At 71.5% G+C, this 19,018-nt stretch carries 18 protein-coding genes; 11 read left to right on the top strand and 7 right to left on the bottom strand.

The genetic code is table 11. The annotated features are described in order from the left end of the window. Positions 1-3 precede the first annotated feature (3 nt). From OG379_RS34790 to OG379_RS34760, 7 genes are read left to right on the top strand one after another with little or no spacing between them, the layout of a single operon-like run. Entirely contained in the window at positions 4-852 is an 849-nt protein-coding gene (locus tag OG379_RS34790) for an ATP-binding cassette domain-containing protein (protein ID WP_393762691.1), read from the top strand. Further along, positions 849-2,099, top strand: coding sequence for a sugar ABC transporter permease (locus tag OG379_RS34785; RefSeq protein WP_405667139.1), 1,251 nt, complete (start codon positions 849-851; stop codon positions 2,097-2,099). Before OG379_RS34790 ends, OG379_RS34785 begins: the two co-directional genes overlap by 4 nt. A 4-nt stretch (positions 2,100-2,103) precedes the next feature. Beyond that, positions 2,104-3,615 carry an FGGY family carbohydrate kinase gene (locus OG379_RS34780; RefSeq protein WP_405667138.1) on the top strand — a complete coding sequence of 504 codons (1,512 nt, stop codon included), beginning with the start codon at positions 2,104-2,106 and terminating at the stop codon, positions 3,613-3,615. Beyond that, on the top strand, positions 3,612-5,108 hold the full coding sequence (locus tag OG379_RS34775) for an FGGY-family carbohydrate kinase (RefSeq protein ID WP_405667137.1): 1,497 nt from the start codon (positions 3,612-3,614) through the stop codon (positions 5,106-5,108). The genes OG379_RS34780 and OG379_RS34775 overlap by 4 nt, the downstream gene beginning before the upstream one ends. Beyond that, positions 5,105-5,728, top strand: a complete 624-nt coding sequence (locus tag OG379_RS34770; protein WP_405667136.1) for a histidine phosphatase family protein — start codon at positions 5,105-5,107, stop codon at positions 5,726-5,728. Before OG379_RS34775 ends, OG379_RS34770 begins: the two co-directional genes overlap by 4 nt. Further along, the gene (locus tag OG379_RS34765) at positions 5,725-6,759 is read left to right on the top strand and encodes a 2-hydroxyacid dehydrogenase (protein ID WP_405667135.1); all 1,035 of its coding nucleotides are present in this window, start codon (positions 5,725-5,727) and stop codon (positions 6,757-6,759) included. Before OG379_RS34770 ends, OG379_RS34765 begins: the two co-directional genes overlap by 4 nt. A gap of 54 nt (positions 6,760-6,813) precedes the next feature. Beyond that, positions 6,814-7,983 carry a hypothetical protein gene (locus OG379_RS34760; RefSeq protein ID WP_405667134.1) on the top strand — a complete coding sequence of 390 codons (1,170 nt, stop codon included), beginning with the start codon at positions 6,814-6,816 and terminating at the stop codon, positions 7,981-7,983. Positions 7,984-8,013: 30 nt separating this feature from the next. Here OG379_RS34760 and OG379_RS34755 read toward each other — a convergent pair whose 3' ends face one another. The 3 genes from OG379_RS34755 to OG379_RS34745 are packed head-to-tail and all read right to left on the bottom strand — an operon-like array spanning position 8,014 to position 10,361. Further along, positions 8,014-8,574 (bottom strand): universal stress protein, encoded by a 561-nt coding sequence (locus tag OG379_RS34755; RefSeq protein ID WP_405667133.1) that lies wholly within the window; start codon positions 8,572-8,574, stop codon positions 8,014-8,016. Positions 8,575-8,577: 3 nt separating this feature from the next. Continuing rightward, positions 8,578-9,945 carry a diaminopimelate decarboxylase gene (gene lysA / locus OG379_RS34750; RefSeq protein WP_405667132.1) on the bottom strand — a complete coding sequence of 456 codons (1,368 nt, stop codon included), beginning with the start codon at positions 9,943-9,945 and terminating at the stop codon, positions 8,578-8,580. 17 nt (positions 9,946-9,962) lie between these two features. Beyond that, positions 9,963-10,361, bottom strand: coding sequence for an SAV_915 family protein (locus OG379_RS34745; RefSeq protein WP_405667130.1), 399 nt, complete (start codon positions 10,359-10,361; stop codon positions 9,963-9,965). Positions 10,362-10,759: 398 nt separating this feature from the next. Here OG379_RS34745 and OG379_RS34740 point away from each other — a divergent pair, with 398 nt between their 5' ends. The 4 genes from OG379_RS34740 (at position 10,760) to OG379_RS34725 (ending at position 14,067) form a co-directional block, all read left to right on the top strand. Beyond that, positions 10,760-11,272 carry a YlcI/YnfO family protein gene (locus OG379_RS34740; RefSeq protein WP_405667129.1) on the top strand — a complete coding sequence of 171 codons (513 nt, stop codon included), beginning with the start codon at positions 10,760-10,762 and terminating at the stop codon, positions 11,270-11,272. Between the two features lie 81 nt (positions 11,273-11,353). After that, positions 11,354-12,196 (top strand): DUF4097 domain-containing protein, encoded by an 843-nt coding sequence (locus OG379_RS34735; RefSeq protein WP_393762675.1) that lies wholly within the window; start codon positions 11,354-11,356, stop codon positions 12,194-12,196. Between the two features lie 63 nt (positions 12,197-12,259). Next, positions 12,260-13,285: an ATP-binding cassette domain-containing protein gene (locus OG379_RS34730; protein ID WP_405667128.1), complete on the top strand. Its 1,026-nt coding sequence runs from the start codon at positions 12,260-12,262 to the stop codon at positions 13,283-13,285. Then, the gene (locus tag OG379_RS34725) at positions 13,282-14,067 is read left to right on the top strand and encodes an ABC transporter permease (RefSeq protein ID WP_405667127.1); all 786 of its coding nucleotides are present in this window, start codon (positions 13,282-13,284) and stop codon (positions 14,065-14,067) included. Before OG379_RS34730 ends, OG379_RS34725 begins: the two co-directional genes overlap by 4 nt. A 51-nt stretch (positions 14,068-14,118) precedes the next feature. On the opposite strand, the gene OG379_RS34720 is transcribed toward OG379_RS34725, so the two are convergent. The 4 genes from OG379_RS34720 to OG379_RS34705 all read right to left on the bottom strand — a co-directional run bounded on the left by OG379_RS34720 (position 14,119) and on the right by OG379_RS34705 (position 19,004). After that, positions 14,119-14,364, bottom strand: a complete 246-nt coding sequence (locus OG379_RS34720) for a hypothetical protein (protein WP_405668756.1) — start codon at positions 14,362-14,364, stop codon at positions 14,119-14,121. Between the two features lie 160 nt (positions 14,365-14,524). After that, positions 14,525-16,927, bottom strand: coding sequence for a beta-N-acetylglucosaminidase domain-containing protein (locus tag OG379_RS34715; protein WP_405667125.1), 2,403 nt, complete (start codon positions 16,925-16,927; stop codon positions 14,525-14,527). Between the two features lie 224 nt (positions 16,928-17,151). After that, on the bottom strand, positions 17,152-17,808 hold the full coding sequence (locus OG379_RS34710) for a response regulator transcription factor (RefSeq protein WP_362928448.1): 657 nt from the start codon (positions 17,806-17,808) through the stop codon (positions 17,152-17,154). Further along, positions 17,805-19,004 carry a histidine kinase gene (locus tag OG379_RS34705; RefSeq protein WP_405667123.1) on the bottom strand — a complete coding sequence of 400 codons (1,200 nt, stop codon included), beginning with the start codon at positions 19,002-19,004 and terminating at the stop codon, positions 17,805-17,807. The genes OG379_RS34710 and OG379_RS34705 overlap by 4 nt, the downstream gene beginning before the upstream one ends. Positions 19,005-19,018: the final 14 nt, after the last annotated feature.

Below are 19,018 nucleotides of genomic sequence, written 5' to 3'. Positions count from 1 at the left end.
CCCATGACGAGCTCCGCGATCCCGGCGGCCTCCGGTTCGCCGGGGGCAGGCCCGGGTACCGACGGGACGGTCGTGCTGTCGCTGAGGGGTGTGAGCAAGCAGTTCGGCGCGGTCGCCGCGCTCAGCGGCATCGATCTCGACGTCGCGGCCGGTGAGGTGGTCGCCGTGGTCGGGGACAACGGCGCCGGCAAGTCCACGCTCGTGAAGATCCTCTCGGGTGTGTACGCACCCGACGCGGGGACCGTCTCCTTCCACGGGAGGGAGGTCTCGTTCGACTCCCCGGGCGCCGCGCACGCGCTGGGCATCGCGACGGTCTACCAGGACCTGGCGCTGTGCGAGAACCTGGACGTCAAGGCGAACCTCTTCCTGGGCCAGGAGCTGCGGCCGTGGATGCTGGACGACGTCGCCATGGAGAAGCGGTCCTGGGAACTGCTGCGTGAGCTGAGGGCCAGGATCCCCACGCTCGACGTCCCGGTGGCCGCTCTCTCGGGCGGTCAGCGGCAGACGGTGGCGATCGCCCGGGCTCTGCTCGGCCGGCCGGAGGTCGTCCTGCTCGACGAACCGACGGCCGCCCTCGGTGTCGCGCAGACCGCGGAGGTGCTCAACCTCATCGAGCGGCTGAGGGGCAAGGGGCTCGGCGTCGTCATGATCAGCCACAACATGGAGGACGTCCGGGCGGTCGCCGACCGGGTGGCCGTGCTCCGGCTAGGGCGCAACAACGGGGTGTTCGACGCCCGGGAGGTGTCCTCCGAGGAGGTCGTCGCCGCGATCACCGGCGCCTCCGACAATGCCGTTTCGCAGCGCGCCGCGCGCCGCGCGGTCGCTTCTCGGGAAGAGGAGGGACAGTCGTGACCTCTCTCGGTTCTCCGGTGGCGGCGGCCGCCGACCTGCAGGACGAGCCTCCGGCGGCGCGGCACGGTTTCCGGGACAGTGTCCGGGGCACGGTCCGCCGGGCACGGGCCGGCGACCTGGGCATGCTGCCGGTCGTCGCCGGTGTCGTGGTGATCTGGACGATCTTCCAGTCGCTGAACCGGACCTTCCTGTCCAGCACCAACCTGGTGAACCTGTCCTTCGACATGGTGTCCCTGGGTGTGATCGCTCTCGGAATCGTGTGCGTCCTGCTTGTCGGCCAGATCGACCTGTCGGTCGGCTCGGTGAGCGGGGTCGCCGCCGCCACGACGGGCGTGGTGATGGTCCGTCACGAGCAGTCGGTGTGGCTGGCGGTCCTCGTCGCGGCCGGCGTCGGCGCGCTGATCGGCTGGGTCTACGGGCAGGTGCTCAACCGCTTCGGAGTGCCCAGCTTCGTCGTCACCCTGGGCGGCCTGCTCGCCTTCCTCGGCACCCAGCTCTGGCTCCTGCGCGGCCAGAACGCCATCAATCTGCCGTACGACTCAGCCCTGGTGAAGTTCGCCCAGGTGTGGTTCGTCCCCGACGCGCTGGCCTACGCCCTCATGCTCCTGACCGCCGGCGGTTTCCTTGCCGTCGGCCTGGCCCGCTCCCGCAGCCGCCGCCGTGCCGGGCTGTCGTCCGTCTCGCCGCGCTGGCTGGCGGTGCAGTCGCTGGCCCTGGCGGCGGCGCTGCTGTTCGCGGCGTACTACCTGAACCGGACCCGTGGCGTGCCATGGATGTTCGTGCTCTTCGTCGCCCTGGTCCTGATCCTGCACTACGTCCTCACCCGGACCGGGTTCGGACGGTCCCTGTACGCCGTGGGCGGCAACGCGGAGGCCGCCCGCAGGGCCGGTATCGACGTACGCGGCGTGTACACGGCGGCGTTCGTCATGTGTTCCACCCTCGCCGCGACCGGCGGGGTCCTGGCCGCCGCCCGTCTCGCGGCGGCCAACCAGAGCACCGGCACCGCGGACGTGAACCTGAACGCCATCGCCGCGGCGGTGATCGGCGGGACCAGTCTCTTCGGCGGCCGTGGTTCCGCCTTCGCCGCCCTCCTCGGCGTGCTCGTCATCCAGTCGATCTCCAGCGGGCTCACCCTCCTCAATCTCGATTCCTCGTACCGCTTCATCATCACGGGCTGCGTGCTGCTGGTCGCCGTCGCCCTGGACTCCGCCGCCCGCCGCTCGCGGCAGGCGCATGGAAGGGGCTGAGGGCATGACGTCGCTGGCCATCGACGCGGGCACCACCACGGTCAAGGTGGTCGGATACGGCTCGGACGGAACAGAACTGACGGTCAGCCACCGGCCGACGCGGGTGCTACGGCCCCGGCCGGGTCTGGCGGAGCAGGACATGGACCAGGTCTGGGAGGCGGTCGTCTCCGCCGTCCGCGAAGTCGTGGCCGCGCTGCCCGAGCCGCCCGATCTGGTCGCCGTCACCGGGCAGGGCGACGGAGCATGGCTCGTCGACGGCCGGGGCCGGCCCACCGGGCCCGCCGTGCTGTGGAACGACGGCCGGGCCGCCGACCTGGTCACCGGGTGGGAGCGCGACGGCACCCTGGAGCAGGCCTTCAGGATCTGCGGCTCCCGGCTGTCCACCGGCATGCCCAACGCCGTGCTGGCCTGGATGCGGGAGCACGACCCGGACCGGACGCGCCGCTCCCGCCACCTGCTGACCTGCGGCGGCTGGCTCTTCCTGAAGCTCACCGGGGAAGCGGCCGTGGACGAGTCCGAGGCGTCGGCGCCCTTCCTGGACATCGGGCGGCGTACGTGGTCCGACCGGCTGTTCGAGCTGTACGGAGTGGAGTGGGCCCGTGACCTGCTGCCCGGGCTGCGGGACGACGACCACCGTGTGACCGCGCTCAGCACCGCTGCCACCGCCGCGACGGGACTGCCCGAGGGCATCCCGGTGGTGCTCGCCCCCTACGACATCTGCGCCACCGCCATCGGCTCCGGCGCCGTCAGCACCGGCCGCGCCTGCACAGTGCTCGGCACCACGCTGTCCACCGAGATCGTCACCGACTCGGCCGCCTGTGTGCTCACCGACGCGCCGGTCGGCATCACCGTCACCCTGGGCGTCCCCGGGCACTACCTGCGCGCCTTCCCCACCATGAGCGGCGGCGACATGCTGCACTGGGGCGCACGGCTCCTCGGGCTCGGTTCTGTCGCGGACCTGATGGCCCTGGCCGAGCGCGGCGCCGAGGACACGGCCGGAGTGCGGTTCCTGCCCTACGTCTCCTCGGCCGGGGAACGCGCCCCGTTCTTCGACCCGGGAGCGCGCGGTTCCCTGTCCGGCCTGTCCCTGGACAGCAGCCGGGAGGATGTGGCCCGCGCGGTGGTGGAGGGAGCCACCATGGCCATCCGCGACTGTCTGGCCGCCTCCGCGGCCACCCCCGAGCTGCTGACCCTCAGTGGGGGCGGCGCCCGGAGCGCGTACTGGACGCGGCTGATCGCGGACGTGGTCGGCCTCCCGGTGGCGATCCCCGCCGACGCGGAGACCGGGGCCCGGGGCGCCTGGCTGACCGGCATGGTCGCGACCGGCCGCGAGCCCGACTTCGCGACCGCGGCGGCACGGCACGTGCGGATCTCCGCCACCTGCGAGCCGGACCCGGCCAAGGGCCGGTCCGTGGGCGCCCGTTACGAGGAGTTCGTCAGGCTGCGGGAGCTGCACCGGCCGATCTGGGCGCTCGGGCGCGCCGGCGCGCGTCTCGTCGGCGGAGCGGGCGCGTGAGCGCCACCGGCCAGGACGTCTGGCTGGGCATCGACCTGGGCACCCAGGGGGTCCGCGCGGTCGCCGTGGCCTCGGACGGCCGGCTGCTCGGGTCGGGGTCGTCGCCGCTGACCAGCAACCGGCGGGGCGAACGCCATGAACAGGATCCGGAACAGTGGTGGCGTGCGGTCTGCTCGGCCGTGGGGCAGACCTGCGCCGCAGGCACCGACCCGCGCCGCATCCGCGCCGTGGCCGTCGACGCGACCTCCGGGACGGTCACGCTGACCGACCGGCACGGCAGGTGCGTCACCCCCGGCCTCATGTACGACGACGGCCGCGCGACCGTGGAGGCGGAGCAGGTCAACGCGCTCGGCGAGGAGCAGTGGGCCAGGGCCGGCTACCGGCGGATGCAGCGTTCCTGGGGGCTTCCCAAGCTCCGATGGCTGCTCGACCGGTATCCGCGCGCGGTGGCGGACGGCTGGCGCCTCGCGCACCAGAACGACGTCATCAACCGCAGGCTCGTCGGGCACGAGGTGCCCACCGACACCAGCAACGCCCTCAAGTCCGGGGCCGACGCCGCGACGGTGTCATGGCCGGAGAAGGTCTTCGCCGCGCTGGCGATCCCCACCGGGGTCCTGCCCGGCCTGGTGCTTCCCGGCACCTTGATCGGCGAGGTCTGCGCCGGTGCCGCGGCGGAGTGCGGGCTCGTCCCGGGGATTCCCGTGGTCGCCGGGATGACGGACGGCTGTGCGGCCCAACTGGGCTCCGGAGCGACCGCGGTGGGCAGCTGGAACTCGGTCCTGGGCACCACGCTCGTACTCAAGGGCGTCACCGAGGAACTGCTGCACGACCCGAACGGTGTCGTCTACTCCCACCGCTCACCCTCCGGCCACTGGCTGCCCGGCGGGGCTTCCAGCACCGGTGCGGGCCTGGTCGCCCGGGAGTTCCCCGGCGTGGGGCTGGACCTGCTGACCGAGGAGGCGGTGCCTCTGCTGCCCACCGGGCTGCTGCGTTATCCGCTGGTCTCGCCGGGTGAGCGATTCCCCTTCGTCGCCCCGGAGGCCGTGGCGTTCCGCAGCCGGGAACCGGCGGGCCGCGCCGAGGACTTCGCCGCGCTGATGCAGGGCGTCGCATATCTCGAACGCCTCTGCTTCGACTACGTGGACCTGCTCGGCGCCCCCACGGACGGGGCCGTCGTCCTCACCGGCGGCGCGACCCGTAACCCGGTGTGGAACCAGCTTCGCGCCGATGTGCTGCGCCGGCCCGTGTCCCTGCCCCGCCATGCCCAGCCCGCCCTCGGCATGGCTGTTCTCGCCGCATCGGCCTGCGGGGAACCGGGCGGTCTGGACCGTGCCGCCGCCGCGATGGTGCGGCCCGACCGGGTGCTGGAGCCACGGGCCTCGGGCCGATCCGCGCATGACGAGGGCTACGCCCGGCTGCTCGATCTGCTGGTCCAGCGTGGCTGGCTGCCCGAGACCGTCGCGGCCCACGCACGAGAAAGGACCGCATCATGAGCCTCCATGTCTTCCTCGTACGGCACGGGGAGAGCGTCTGGCACGCCGAGAACCGCTACGCCGGGGTCACCGACATCGATCTCTCCGAGCACGGCCGCGCCCAGGCCGCCGGGCTCGCTTCCTGGGCAGGCCGGGCGGATCTCACGGCGGTGTGGTCCTCACCGATGCGACGCTGCCGGCAGACCGCGGAGGGGAGCGCGGCCCGCGCCGGTCTGCCGCTGAATCTCGAACCACGGCTGCGCGAACTCGATTTCGGCATCGCCGAGGGGATGACCCGCGCCGAGATGCGCGAGCGCCTGCCCGGCGCGCTCAAGGCCTTCGAGGCCGACCCGGTCGGGAACCACTTCCCCGACGGGGAGGATCCCGTCGCCGTCAGCGAGCGGTATGCGGGCTTCCTCGCCGGTCTGCGGTCCGGTCACCAGGAGGGACGTGTCCTCGTCGTGGCCCACTCGACCGCCATCCGGCTCGCCCTCTGCCGACTGCTCGGCATTCCGCTCCGGGACTACCGCCGTGTCTTCCCCCACCTGGCCAACTGCGCGCTGAACGAACTGATTCTCCGAGACGGCACACCCTCGCTGCTGACGCTGAACCAGCACGTGACCCCAGGAGTACCCGAGTGACCACGATCCTCGCGGCCGGCGACCACTTCGTCCGTAACTCCCTCTTCACCGACCACCTCCGGCCGGTCGCACCCGCGGCCACCTTCCGTGAACTCACCCTGCCCTGGCCCGTCGAGCCCTTCGGCGCGGTGGCCGAGGTCCGCGAGGCCTCCGGCACGGAGGACCAGCTCATCGAGGCCCTGGACGGTGTGGACATCTGCGTCACCCAGATGGCACCGCTGACGGAGCGGGTCCTCGATGCGAGCCCAGGGCTCCGTCTCTTCTGCGTCGGCCGGGGCGGCCCGGTCAACGCCAATCTCGCGGCGGCCACCCGGCACGGTGTCGCGGTCACCTTCGCCCCCGGCCGCAACGCCACCGCCACCGCCGAGCACACGGTCGCCCTGATGCTGGCCGCCACCCGCCGCGTACCCGCCACGCATCAGGACCTCACGGCGGGCATCTGGCGGGGCGACTACTACCGCTACGACAGCGTCGGACCCGAACTGGAGGGCAGCACGGTCGGCATCGTGGGATACGGCGCCATCGGCTCCCGGGTGGCCCGGATCGTCCAGGGCTTCGGCGCGCGTGTCCTGGTCGCCGATCCGTACGCCGACGACGCCGCCCTGGGGCCGGCGGAGCGGGTGGACCTCCCCGAGCTGATGCGCCGCTCGTCCTTCGTCACGGTGCACGCGCGGGCCACCCCGAAGACCGAGGGGCTGCTCTCCCGTGAGCTGATCGGGCTCATGCCGCCCGGCGGCGTACTCGTGAACTGCGCCCGTGGTTCCCTGCTCGACTACGACGCCGTCTGCGACGCCCTGGACGAGGGCCGCCTCTTCGGCGCGGCCTTCGACGTCTACCCGGAAGAGCCGCTGCCGCCCGGCTCCCGGCTCCGGCGTACGCCCAACGTCGTCATGACCCCGCATCTGGCGGGCGCCAGCAAGCAGACCGCCCACAACGCGTCCGCCCTCGTGGCCGGTGAGGTCGCCCGCTTCCTGGCCGGCCGCACCCCGGCCCACTGCGCGAACCCGGAGGTGCTGCGGACCTGGTCATGACGGACGTACGAGGGAGTTGGAGCAAGTCTCACGTTCCCGTGGAAAGGAAACCGCGTGCGCCGCAAGCTCCGGATGTTCCGAACCGTACTCGTCGCCGGGATCAGTGTCCCGGCCCTCCTCCTCGCCGCCCCCTCCCCCGGCGTCGCCGCCGCGAGCGACCGGGGCGGCCGGCCGCCCGAGCTGCCGTCCTACGTCTACGGGGGCGCGTGGCCGACCAGCCATCTGCAGGGCGTGACCGTGGACCGCGGGCGCGGCTTCGTCTACTGGTCGTTCACCCAGCAGCTGGTCAAGACCGACCTCGCCGGCAAGGTCCTCGGGACCGTCGAGGGCCTCACCGGCCACCTCGGTGACATCGACGTCGACGAACGGGACGGCAGGGTCTACGGATCGCTTGAATACAAGGCGGCGGAATCCTTCTACATCGCCGTGTTCGACGCTCGAAAGATCGACCGGGTCGGGATGAACGCGGAGCGGGACGGCGTCATGACCGCGGTCCATCTCGACGAGGTGGCCGAGGACTTCACCGCCGACATGGACGGCAACGGCGTCTTCGACGGCGACACCGCCGACACCCCCGACCACCGCTACGGGTGCAGCGGCATCGACGGGGTGTCGTTCGGCCCCGAGTTCGGCAGGCGGGGCGGCAGGCAGACGCTGAAGGTCGCGTACGGCGTCTACTCGCACACCGGCCGGACCGACAACGACCACCAGGTGATCCTGCAGTACGACATCGGCGCCTGGGGCAGGTACGCACGACCGCTCTCCCAGGACGCCCCGCACCACAGCGGCCCCCGGCACCACGACGGCAAGTACTTCGTCCGCACCGGCAACACCACCTACGGCGTGCAGAACCTCCAGTACGACCCGTACACCAGGAACTGGATCATGGCGGTCTACAAGGGCAGGAAGGAGGGCTTCCCGAACTACTCGTTCTTCACGGTCGACGGCTCCGTCGCGCCGGTGCGCGGAGAGATCGAGGGCCAGCCCACGCCGGAGACCGGCAAGCTCCTCACCCTCCGCGAGGCCGGGCTGCGCGACGAGGCGACCGGCATCCGCGGCTGGGAGTTCCACGGCAGCTACGGATTCGACGCCCTGGGCGACGGCCGCTACTACGTCGCGGAGGGCCGGGCCGTGGAGAAGGACGGCGTCGTCGAGCAGGAGGGCGAGATCCGCCTGCACCGCTGGACGGGCGAACCCCCGGCCCCCTTCGAGCCGCTCGGCTGAGGGGCCGCACGGCCTTCCCGCAGGGCGCGGTCATGACGTGCTGTCCCAGCCGGTGCCCGGGGGCGCCGGGTCGGCCGGTTCCCGGGCGTCCAGCGGCAGCCGCCAGGTGATTCTCCGTCGCACGGCGCCGAGCTCCTTCTCCAGTGGTGAAGGAGGAACGGCCAGCACCGCACACGACGCGTGTGCCAGACAGTAATGCGAGACGGACGGCCAGAGGGCGCGGTGCCACAGGCGCGGTCCCGTCCCGACAACCAGGAGGTCGTCGTCCTGGGCGGCGACCTCCACCAGCACCCGTCCCGCTGAAGCACGCACGGTCAAGGGCCGCACCGGGACACCGGGCCCGGCGCTGCCGAACGCGGTGTCAAGCGCATCGAACAGCCGCTCCCCCGCCGACCTGCGGAACTCGGCCAACCGCGGCGGGCAGGAGAGACCGCGGTGCCCGGGCCCGCCGCCGGGCGGCTCCCAGGCCGGCACGGCCCACAACTCGCGCCCGCCGCCCCGGGCTTCGGCCGCGGCCCGGCGCAGAGGTGTGAGGTTCGACTGCGAGTGGCTCACGCCGACCACGACACGTCGGCCTGCGATTCCGTCCATGGTTCACAGCCCGATGTCGCGGCCGTTGATGTCGGCGAGGGATTCGCGGCGTATCAGGATCCGCGCGCGGCCTTCGTGGACGGCCACCACCGGGGGACGGCCGACCGCGTTGTAGCTGGACGCCATGGAGAGGTGGTAGGCGCCGGCTACCGGAACGGCCAGGAGGTCGCCCGGGTGGATGTCGCCCGGCACGGCAGCATCGGCGGCGAGCACATCGCCGGCCTCGCAGTGGCGTCCGACGACGGTCGCCGTACGGGGCTCGGCAGTGGAGCGGCGGCCGATGAGCCGGGGTGCGTAGCGGGAGCCGTACAGGGCGGGCCGCGGGTTGTCGCTCATTCCGCCGTCCACGGCCACGAAGAGGCTGTCACCCGTCCTCTTCACGGCGAGCACCCTGTAGAGCGCGACGCCTGCGGGACCGGCCACCGCGCGACCGGGCTCGATGGTGAGCCGGGGCACGGATATACCGGCCGCCGCACAGCTCGAGACCAGTTCGCGGCGGATGCGTGCTCCCAGGGCCGCGATGTCGAGGGAGGTCTCCCCCGGCCGGTAGGCGATGCCGTGGCCGCCTCCCATGTCCAGCTCCGGCAGGACGACTCCCTGCTGGTGGCTGATCTGGGCGAGCAGCCCGACCATCCGTCGGAGCGCCGTCAGGTAGGGCTTGACGGTGCTGATCTGCGAACCGATGTGGCAGTGCAGTCCGACCAGTTCCAGGCGTGGCTGGCCGAGTATGCGGGCGATGGCGTGCTGGGCGCTCCCGTCGGTGAGGGAGAGCCCGAACTTCTGGTTGTCCGTGCCGGTACGGATCGCCGCGTGACCGCCGGCGCTCACACCGGGAACCACGCGCACCAGCACCTTCTGGCGGGCACCGTCCGGGACGAGCGCGGACAGCCGTGCAATCTCCCACGCACTGTCGATGACGATCCTGCCGACGCCCAGGCGCAGTGCGGCGCTCAGGTCGTCCGGGCTCTTGGCGTTGCCGTGCATCACGATGCGCTCGGGAGGGAAGCCGTTGGTGACGGCGAGCTCCAACTCGCCCGCGGAGCAGACGTCCAGGCCGAGGCCCTCTTCCCCTACCCAGTGCAGGAGGGCACGGCACAGGAATGCCTTGGCCGCGTAGACGACGTCGGTGTCCGGGAAGGCGCGCACGTAGGCGCGGCAGCGGTCACGCACCTCCCCCTCGTCCAGGAGATAGAGCGGGGTGCCGAACCGCTCGGCCGCCTCCACGAGGGAGACGCCGCCCACCGAGACATCGCCCCGGGCGGAGAGTCGCGCCGAAGCGGGCCAGACGGACAGACTCGCGGCGTTGCCCGGCGGAACGGAAGCGGCCTGCGGCGTGGCCGCGGTCGGCAGTCCGGGCAGTGTTGTGGTCATGGTGTTCCCCCAGCGGGTCAAGAGGTGGACGCAGGAGACAGCGACCGCGCCGCGGCCGGGCGGAGCGGGTCGGCCGGGCGCGGATCCCCGGCCGGACGGCGGGTGAACCCGGTGGTGGAGACGTCACGGGGCCCTGGGGCTGCGAGCAGCGGGTCGACGACGAGGTCGACGATTCCCAGAGGTGCGACGAGGGCGCGTACCGCCGGCTCGGAGAGCCGGATCCAGGTCTGCCGCCGCCTCAGGGTGAGTGTCAGCCGTCGCTCGTCGGTGAACGCGACTGCGGTACGGACGCCGAGGGGCGTACGGAAGAGGCGGGCGCAGCAGCCCGCGGGCCCCTGCCGGACCGGGACGAACAACGTCCCGGTCCGGAACGGTTGAAGGGGGTCGGGGTCCTCGACACCTTGGCTGTCGTTCATGGCACTCCTCATGGAGACGGGCACATCCCCGGACCGCCGGCGGCCGGGGCACATCGATGACGCTATGCGCGTCCCCAGCGGGTCGGAGGTATCCGTTAGCGGACCCTTGACTCCGCGCGCCCGACCCTTGACGCGTCGTTGACGAAGCCTTCCGGTCCCGTTTCATCGCGTCGTGTGTGTGCCGGCTCTACCTGACACCGTCCGGCACCACCCGGCCCCACCTGGCGCCACCTGGCGCCACTCGGCGCCACCCATCACCCTCACGCACGTATGGCGCCACACCAACCCCCACAGACGCCAGGGCATCTTCGCAGGTCAGCACGGTTTCGACGTCGAGCAGGTCCAGCAATGCCGCCCCACCCTTGCGCTTGGCGCCATGATGGTGCCATGATGGCGTCATGGACCTCACCCCCTACGTCGACACCATCCGCCGCGACCTGGCGGTGGCCGCCGAAGCCGGTGGCGACGAAGCCCGCGAGCTGGCAGAGAGGCTCACCGCCCCCCTGGAGTCGGCGATCCGGCTGACCATGCTCAACGTGCTCTCCGCCGCGATGGACGAGATCACCCGCGAACTCGCCCCCGGCTCGGTCGACGTGCGGCTGCGCGGGCTCGACCCCGACTTCGTGGTGACACCGCCGCCCGGGGACGGCGGCACTTCCACGGAACCGGCCGCACCTGTCGAACCCGCCGGAACCCCGACCGAAAGCGATGAGGGCGGCACCGCCCGCGTCAACCTGCGCCTGCCGGCCCACCTCAAGACCCGCGCGGAGGAGGCAGCGGCCCGCGAGGGCCTGTCGGTCAACGCGTGGGTGGTCCGCGCCGTGTCGGCCGCGGCCGACGGCGGCGCCCAGCCGCGCACGACGGAGAAGACCCGGACCGTCGGACAGAGCTTCACGGGCTGGGTGCGCTGAGCGCACCCTGGCCGCACCACTTCACCCACACCACGTCCCACCAGCGGGGACGCCTTCAAGACCCAAGAGGACGGGACAGCCATGCCTTCTTTCGACACTCCTGAGCCGATCTCGGTCACCGCACACGTGGAGGCCGGTTCCATCCAGTTCACCGCGGGCGACCGCCTCGACACGGTGGTCGCAATCCTGCCCCGCGACCCGAAGAAGGACATGGACGTGCGGACGGCGGACCAGACCGAGATCACGTACGCCGGCGGCACACTGACGGTCAGGACGCCCAAGACCAACCTGCTCGGCCGCACCGGCACCGTGGACGTGACCGTCGAACTGCCCGCGGGCTCCCGCATCGACATGACCGGCGCCTGGGCCCAGGTGCTCGGTGAGGGCCGGCTCGGTGAGGTCCGGGTGAAGACCTCGTCCGGAGACGTCCGCCTCGACACCACCGGTCCCCTGTGGCTCAAGGCCTCCCACGGCTCGATCAGCGTGGACCGGGTCGAGGGCCTGGCCGAGATCACCACCAGCTCGGGCAGCCTGCGCGTCGGCATCGTCGACGGCCCCGCCGTCCTGAAGAACTCGCACGGCACCACAACCGTCGACGCCGTGACCGGCGAAGTCCGGGTGAGTGGCGCCAACGGCGACATCGAGATCCGGCGCGCCGAGGACTCGGTCACCGCCACCACCGCCCACGGCACCCTCCGCGTGGGCGAAGTGGCGCGCGGCACGGCCCAGCTGGAGACGAACTACGGCGCCATCGACATCGGTGTCCGCGCGGGCACGGCCGCCTGGCTCGACGTCAACTCGGGCTCGGGCCAGGTTCGTAACGCGCTCACCGCGTCCGACGCCCCGGAGGAGACCGAGGACACCGTCAAGATCCGCGCCCGCACCCGGCACGGAAACATCGACATCCGCCGCGCCAAGGCCTGAACACCGGCCCGCCCGCTCGCCCACCACGCGCCAGCCACTTCACCCTTCGAACGGGAGGGCTCCATGCCTTCATCTGTCATGCCCACATCCAACCGAGAGACCGGCGCGCAGTCGCCCGCCGCCATCTCCGCCGTCGGTCTGCGCAAGTCCTACGGGGACAAGACCGTCCTCGACGGCATCGATCTGCACATCCCTGCCGGCTCGGTCTTCGCCCTGCTCGGTCCGAACGGCGCGGGCAAGACCACCGCCGTGAAGATCCTCTCCACGCTCATCACCGCAGACGGCGGGCAGGCGCAGGTCGCGGGCCACAACCTGGCGGCGGACCCGCAGGCGGTGCGGGGCGCGATCGGTGTCACCGGGCAGTTCTCGGCGGTCGACGGCCTGATCACCGGCGAGGAGAACATGCTCCTCATGGCCGACCTGCACCACCTCTCCCGCAGCGAGGGGCGGCGGGTCGCCGCCGAACTCCTGGAGCGTTTCGACCTGGTCGAGGCCGCGAAGAAGCCCGCCTCCACCTACTCCGGCGGCATGAAGCGCCGCCTGGACATCGCCATGACGCTGGTCGGCGGCCCGAGGGTCATCTTCCTCGACGAGCCGACCACCGGCCTCGACCCGCGCTCCCGCCACACCATGTGGGGCATCATCCGCGGGCTGGTGTCCGGCGGGGTGACCGTCTTCCTCACCACCCAGTACCTGGAGGAGGCCGACGAACTCGCCGACCGCATCGCCGTGCTCCACGACGGCAAGCTCGCCGCCGAGGGCACCGCCGACGAACTCAAGCGGATCGTCCCCGGCGGACACATCCGGCTCCGCTTCACCGACCCGGCCGCATACCGGGCCGCCGCCACCAGCCTGGGCGAGGTCACCCGGGACGACGAAGCACTCGCCCTGCAGATCCCGAGCGACGGAAGCCAGCGCGAACTCCGCTCCATCCTCGACCGGCTGGACTCGGCCGGCATCGAGGCGGACGAACTCACCGTGCACACACCCGACCTCGACGACGTCTTCTTCGCCCTGACCGGCCCCCTGAACGGCCCTCTGAACGGCCCGGCCAACGTCCCCAACCAGCCCAAGGAGAACGTCCGATGAGCTCCGTCTCCCTCACCATGCGCGACTCGTCCACCATGCTGCGCCGCAACCTGCTGCACGCCCGGCGCTACCCGTCCCTCACCCTCAACCTGCTGCTCACCCCGGTCATGCTCCTCCTGCTCTTCGTCTACATCTTCGGCGACGCCATGAGCGCGGGCATCGGCGGCGGCAACCGCTCCGACTACATCGCCTACATCGTCCCCGGCATCCTCTTGATGACGATCGGCTCCACCACGATCGGCACCGCGGTGTCCGTCTCCACCGACATGACCGAGGGCATCATCGCCCGCTTCCGCACCATGGCCATCCACCGGCAGTCGGTGCTCATCGGGCACGTCGCCGGCAGCGTCCTGCAGTGTGTGATGAGCGTGGTCCTCGTCGGGGCCGTCGGAGTGGCCATCGGATTCCGGTCCACGGATGCCACGGCCATGGAGTGGCTGGCCGCGTTCGGACTGCTCGCGCTGTTCGCGCTGGCGCTCACCTGGATCGCGGTCGGCATGGGGCTGGTCAGCCCCAACGCCGAGGCCGCCAGCAACAACGCCATGCCGCTCATCTTCCTGCCGCTCATCTCCAGCGCCTTCGTCCCGGTCGACGCCATGCCGGGCTGGTTCCAGCCGATCGCCGAGTACCAGCCCTTCACCCCGGCGATCGAAACCCTGCGAGGACTCCTCCTCGGCACCGAGATCGGCCACAACGGATGGCTCGCCGTCGGGTGGTGCCTGGGTCTCACCGTCCTCGGCTACCGCTGGTCGAAAGCTCAGTTCGACCGCGACGCGGAGTAACCGGCCTACGGTTCGGACCGCCTCCCGCGAGCGATCTCATCGCAGCGGGAGTCAGTCCTTGCGCCCGGTGGAGGCCACGGTGACTCCGAGGCCGATCATCGCGAGCCCGCCGACGCCGCCGACCAGGGAGAGCCGCTGAGGCGAGCGGGCAAACCATTCCCGCGCAGTGGCCGCGACCCCTGCGCGGCGCCCCTGGGCCAGCGCCCGCCCGATCACGAACAGCACACTGGGGCCGGGGACGATGATCAGCAGGAACGACATGGTTGCGAAGGCGAGCAAGCGGTCGGTGGACACCATGAGGGTCATGCAAGCACGGCGAGGGTTCGCTCCTCCACCGGTGTCCCCGGCCCGCCGCACGGTCCGGACGGCCCCAGGCCGAGTGCTCTTCGCGGAGGTGCCACGGCCGCTGAGGACGGGCGGCTGCAGCGCAGCGCCCGTCCTCCGGTGTCATCCGCCGTCAGGAAGCGGTGGCTCCGTAGACGCCCATCTCGTGGATCGAGTAGCCCCAGGTCGTCTTCCGCTCGACCCCCTGGATCCGGACGTAGCGCACGGCCTCGTCGGCGTTGAGCCGCACGACGTCGTTGCCACACGCGTCCGGGCGCTGCGTGGACGCGGTCTTCCACTCCTTCCCGTCCGGGGAGGTCTGGACGGCGTACTCCGCCGCGCAGGCGCCCTCCCAGGCGAGGGTCACGGCGGCGACCTCGGCCGGGGCTGCGAGCTCGATCTGCACCCACTCGTCGTCCGAGTAACCGGAGGCCCAACGGGTGCCCATCAGGCCGTCGTTGACGTGGCCGGGCGCCAGCCGGTCGAGGTCCTGCTCCACGCTGGACGCGGATGCCGTTCCTTTCAGGGCCAGGTTCTCCCCGCCTCCCGCGGAGTCCCAGAGCTGCAGCCGGACACCGGCCTGGACGAGGAAGGTGTCGAGCACTCCGTCACCGACCTTGGGCTGGACCTTTCCCCAGGAGTTTCGCGGCGGATCCACCCGCACGGCGCGGGCCCGCTGCTGGAGCTCGTCGGACTCGGCGAGCAGCCGGCCGGAGGCCTCCTCGTCCCCTGCCTGCCGCGCCTGGAGCGCGTCGAGCATGGTCACCATCGCCTTGCCCCACAGCTCGGTCGCATCCAGCCAGGGCGCCGCGTCGACGGTGAATCCCTCTTCCACGGATCCGCCGCGGATCGTGGCGGGGGACCGCTCGACGGCGGTCGCGTAGGTACGCAGGGCCTTGACGGCGCCGATGCGGTCCCCCGCGTCCCATTCCTTCCAGAACTCCGCTGTGCGCCGGGCGAGTTCGGGTGCCTGGGGCTGCCAGGGAGTGGCACCGAAGGTCGGGGCCATGTGTTCGAGGTCGCCGAGGACGAGCAGGGCGTCGGTGGCCTCGCGGTCGCCGCCCGCGAGGTAGGACATGGCCTCATGCCAGTTCCTCTCCGCGTCGTACCCCCGGTCGTTCCAGGTGAAGTCGGCGGCCCCGAAGACGGCGACCTTGCTCGCGTACGGCTGGTTCATGGGGTTGGCCACGATGCCGGAGATGTGCTCGGACAGGCCCGCCTCGCGCTTGTCGTACGGTGCGAGCAGCAGCCGTCCGCTGGTGTTGCCGAAGTCGTTGACCGGATAGTTGTCCCACACGAAGACCTTGCGGCCGAACGCCTTGGCCGCCTGCTCCGCCTCTTCGTCGGTGATCTGTGCGGGAACGACGCCCACGCCGGTCCACATCACCTCGACCGCGGGGTCCAGAGTGTCCCGCATGGCCTGCTTGTAGGGCGTTTCGGAGAGGTCCGAGTACTCGGTGGGCACCATCTGCAAGGGCCACGTGCCCTCGTGGGTTGCGATGAAGGTGCGCTGTACGTCGTTGAGCAGGTCGACCTGGGCCTTTCCGGCGGCTCCTCTGCCCGGTTCGCCGTACGCATCCCTGTCGCCCTCGCAGTTCCAGGTGGCGTAGTCGATGTCGTCGAGCGGGAGGGAGAAGGCGCGGGTCCCGAGGTCGTACAGGGCCTGGAGCTTGTCCTTGAGCGCCTTGCGGTCGGCGGGGTCGGAGTAGCAGATCGATTCCCCGGGGGAGACGGCGAAGGTGAAGCGCACATGGTTCGCTGTGGCTCGCCGCACCAGCTCGCCCAGCTCCGCCAGCTTGTCGGCGGGATAGGGCTCGCGCCACTCACCCCGGTGGTAGGGGTCGTCCTTGGGCGCGTAGATGTACGTGTTCGCCTTGACGTCCCCGTAGAAGTCCATCTGGTCGAGGCGTTCGGCGGGGGTCCAGGGCTGGCCGTAGAAGCCCTCGATGGTGCCCCGCAGCGGCATCGACGGGAAGTCGCTGACGCGTACTCCGGACACCTTCCAGCCGTGGTGTCCGGAGCGGACGAACAACTGGCGCAGGGTCTGCACGGCGTAGAACTGGCCGGCGGCGTCCTTGCCGCCGAGGGTGATCCGGGAGCCCGGCCCGGTCCGCGAGACGCGCAGGGCGTAGCCCTCGGCGTGGTCCGGTACCGCCGTGTCGCCGAGCCCCGCCGCGATGTCGGGGCGCGCGGCCGGCCCCAGCCGTACGGTGAGCAGTCCGGCGGCGGCCCCGGGAACCTTTCCGGGAGCGACGATGTCCACCCGGTGGGTGCCGTGCGCCTTCAGCTCGCGGACGAGGCGGTCACGGGCAGCGGCGTCCGTGTCCTTGTCCGCCACCACGAGCACCCTGCCCGTCACGACGGCGTCCCCGCCCGCCCGGGCGAGGGACTGCGGGGCCGGCGAGACCGACGGCACTGCCGCGGTCGCACGGGGAGCGGCATCGGTGGCGGCGGCCGGGAACGCGTCGAGCGCCATGGTGCTTGCGAGTGCGAAGCACACACCGAGCACCGTGGCGGCCTTCAGGTTTCTTCCCATGAGCTCTCCAAGCATGGTCTAGACCATCAAATGCCCTTGCTCTCATGGATGGTGCGGGGTCGGGAGCCGAGAGGTAAGACGTATGGGGTCTAGACCTCTTCGACACTCCCCTTTACTCTGGCCAACACGACATGCCGGGGGCTACTACCTTGGCATGCCCCGCTCACTACCCCGCGACACGCAGGTCCGCACCGGGGAGCGGGTCCGGCGCCACGCGGTCGGGCCTACCGCCGCCCGTCGACCAGGCCGGATTCCCAAGCCCAGGCGGCGATCTCCACGCGGTTGCGGGCTGACAGCTTGATCTGGACGTTGGCGAGGTGCGTCTTCACCGTGCCCACCGAGATGGAGAGTTCGACGGCGATCTCGGCGTTGGTCAGTCCTCTGGCCACCAGACGCACCAGGTCCTTCTCCCGCGCGGAGAGTGCGGTGTGCGGCTCCCGGGGCGCGGGCGCCGCGCTGTTGAGGCGCCGCAGCAGCCGTACGGTGATGGCAGGGCTCACCAGCGCCTCGCCGGAGGCGGCCGCCCTGATGGCCTCGACCAGCAGAGCAGGGCCCGAGTCCTTGATCAGGAATCCGGAGGCGCCTTCACCCAGGGCGCGCTGGACGTACTCGTCGTCATCGAACGTCGTGACCACGACGACCTTCGGCGGATCCACGGTGCCGGGGCGAGTCAGCCTGCGCAGCGCCTCCAGACCGTCCATGCGGGGCATACGGATGTCCATCAGCACCACGTCGGGCCGGTGGCGCTCGGCGAGCTCCACCGCGAACACCCCGTCCGATGCCTCCGCCACGACGTCGATGTCGTCCTCCGCGGCGAGGATCATCGCGAACCCGGCCCGTACCATCGCCTGGTCGTCGGCGATCAGCACCCGGATCGTCATCGGACCGCCACCCCTGCCGTGGAGACGGGAAGCGTCGCCTCGACGCCCCAGCCGCCCGCCGTCACCGGGCCCGCCTGGACACTCCCACCGATCAGGCCCACCCGCTCGGCCAGGCCCTTCAGCCCGAAGCCGCTCTGGGAGACATGGCGCGGCCGCCCGTCGTCGCTGACGCGTACGGTGAGCCGGTCCCCCGAACGGTTCACGCGCACCCGCACCTCGGTACAACCATGGGCGTGCTTGCGTACGTTGGTGAGGGCCTCCATCACCACCCGGTGCGCGGTGGTGGTCACCTCCACCGGCAGGTCGTCGAAGGTCCCTTCCAGATCGAGCCGGGCCCGGGCGCCTCCGACGGCCGAGAACTCCTCTACGAGGGAACGCACTTCGCCGATGCCCGCCAGCGGGGTCAGGGCCACTTCCCCGTCGGCGTCGCGCAGCATCCCCACCATGTGCCGCATGGATGTCAGCGCCTCCGAGCCCGCCTGCTCGATCCTCTGCAGCGCCGGCGGCACCAGCTCGGGCCGGCGGTCCGCGATCGCGTTGGCTCCCTGCGCCTGGACGACGATGCCGGTCACGTGGTGGGCGACGAAGTCGTGCAGGTCCCTGGCGAACTCCGTCCGCTGCTCCAGCCTGAGCGCCGCGGCCTGCCGTCGCCGGTCCGCCAGGAGCAGGCGCATCCCGAGGCCGACGCCCAGCGCCGTGACCGCTGCCAGGGCGAAGATCAGCGCGAAGATCGTGGTGGACTGCCGCATCGAGACCGACACCGGCCGCAGCACGATGGCCATCAACAGCACGGGGACGGCCACCGCCGCCCACGACGGCGCCCCGCGTCTGGCGACGACCAGCAGGATCCACACCAGAGCCGCCGGCTCGGCGTATCCCAGCGCCTGCGCCCCGACCGTCATCTCCATGTGCAGCAACACCGAGAGACACAGTGACATGACCGCCAGTGTGCAGCCGGCCGCCGGCAGCGCACGGCTGCCGAGCCGGGGCGATGCCACGACCAGAGCGATGGCCAGCAGGGCGCCACCCAGCTTGGCGGCACCCAGCACGTTGTCGTCGGGGCCCCCGATCCGGTAGAAATCGCCGCCCACCCAGTCCAGCACGACGAGGCCGGCCAGGGCCACGACCAGAGCCAGCCGGATCGTGACGAGCAACTGCGGATGGTCCCTTCCCTGTGTGGCTGTGGGTGCGGCCAACCTCGCCAGCATCT

This window comes from Streptomyces sp. NBC_01166 (assembly GCF_045039765.1).
GTDB lineage: Bacteria > Actinomycetota > Actinomycetes > Streptomycetales > Streptomycetaceae > Streptomyces.
Note: the sequence above shows the minus strand (reverse complement) of the source record. Positions and strands in the feature narration are given on the sequence as shown.

Bases quoted from the DNA above. Each gene is read 5' to 3' on its own strand.
- OG379_RS34710 (WP_362928448.1), bottom strand. From the start codon at position 17,808: ATGACGATCCGGGTGCTGATCGCCGACGACCAGGCGATGGTACGGGCC.
- OG379_RS34780 (WP_405667138.1), top strand. From the start codon at position 2,104: ATGACGTCGCTGGCCATCGACGCGGGCACCACCACGGTCAAGGTGGTC.
- OG379_RS34790 (WP_393762691.1), top strand. From the start codon at position 4: ATGACGAGCTCCGCGATCCCGGCGGCCTCCGGTTCGCCGGGGGCAGGC.
- OG379_RS34745 (WP_405667130.1), bottom strand. From the start codon at position 10,361: ATGAACGACAGCCAAGGTGTCGAGGACCCCGACCCCCTTCAACCGTTC.
- OG379_RS34755 (WP_405667133.1), bottom strand. From the start codon at position 8,574: ATGGACGGAATCGCAGGCCGACGTGTCGTGGTCGGCGTGAGCCACTCG.
- lysA (WP_405667132.1), bottom strand. From the start codon at position 9,945: ATGACCACAACACTGCCCGGACTGCCGACCGCGGCCACGCCGCAGGCC.
- OG379_RS34720 (WP_405668756.1), bottom strand. From the start codon at position 14,364: ATGGTGTCCACCGACCGCTTGCTCGCCTTCGCAACCATGTCGTTCCTG.
- OG379_RS34740 (WP_405667129.1), top strand. From the start codon at position 10,760: ATGGACCTCACCCCCTACGTCGACACCATCCGCCGCGACCTGGCGGTG.
- OG379_RS34725 (WP_405667127.1), top strand. From the start codon at position 13,282: ATGAGCTCCGTCTCCCTCACCATGCGCGACTCGTCCACCATGCTGCGC.
- OG379_RS34735 (WP_393762675.1), top strand. From the start codon at position 11,354: ATGCCTTCTTTCGACACTCCTGAGCCGATCTCGGTCACCGCACACGTG.
- OG379_RS34730 (WP_405667128.1), top strand. From the start codon at position 12,260: ATGCCTTCATCTGTCATGCCCACATCCAACCGAGAGACCGGCGCGCAG.
- OG379_RS34715 (WP_405667125.1), bottom strand. From the start codon at position 16,927: ATGGGAAGAAACCTGAAGGCCGCCACGGTGCTCGGTGTGTGCTTCGCA.
- OG379_RS34770 (WP_405667136.1), top strand. From the start codon at position 5,105: ATGAGCCTCCATGTCTTCCTCGTACGGCACGGGGAGAGCGTCTGGCAC.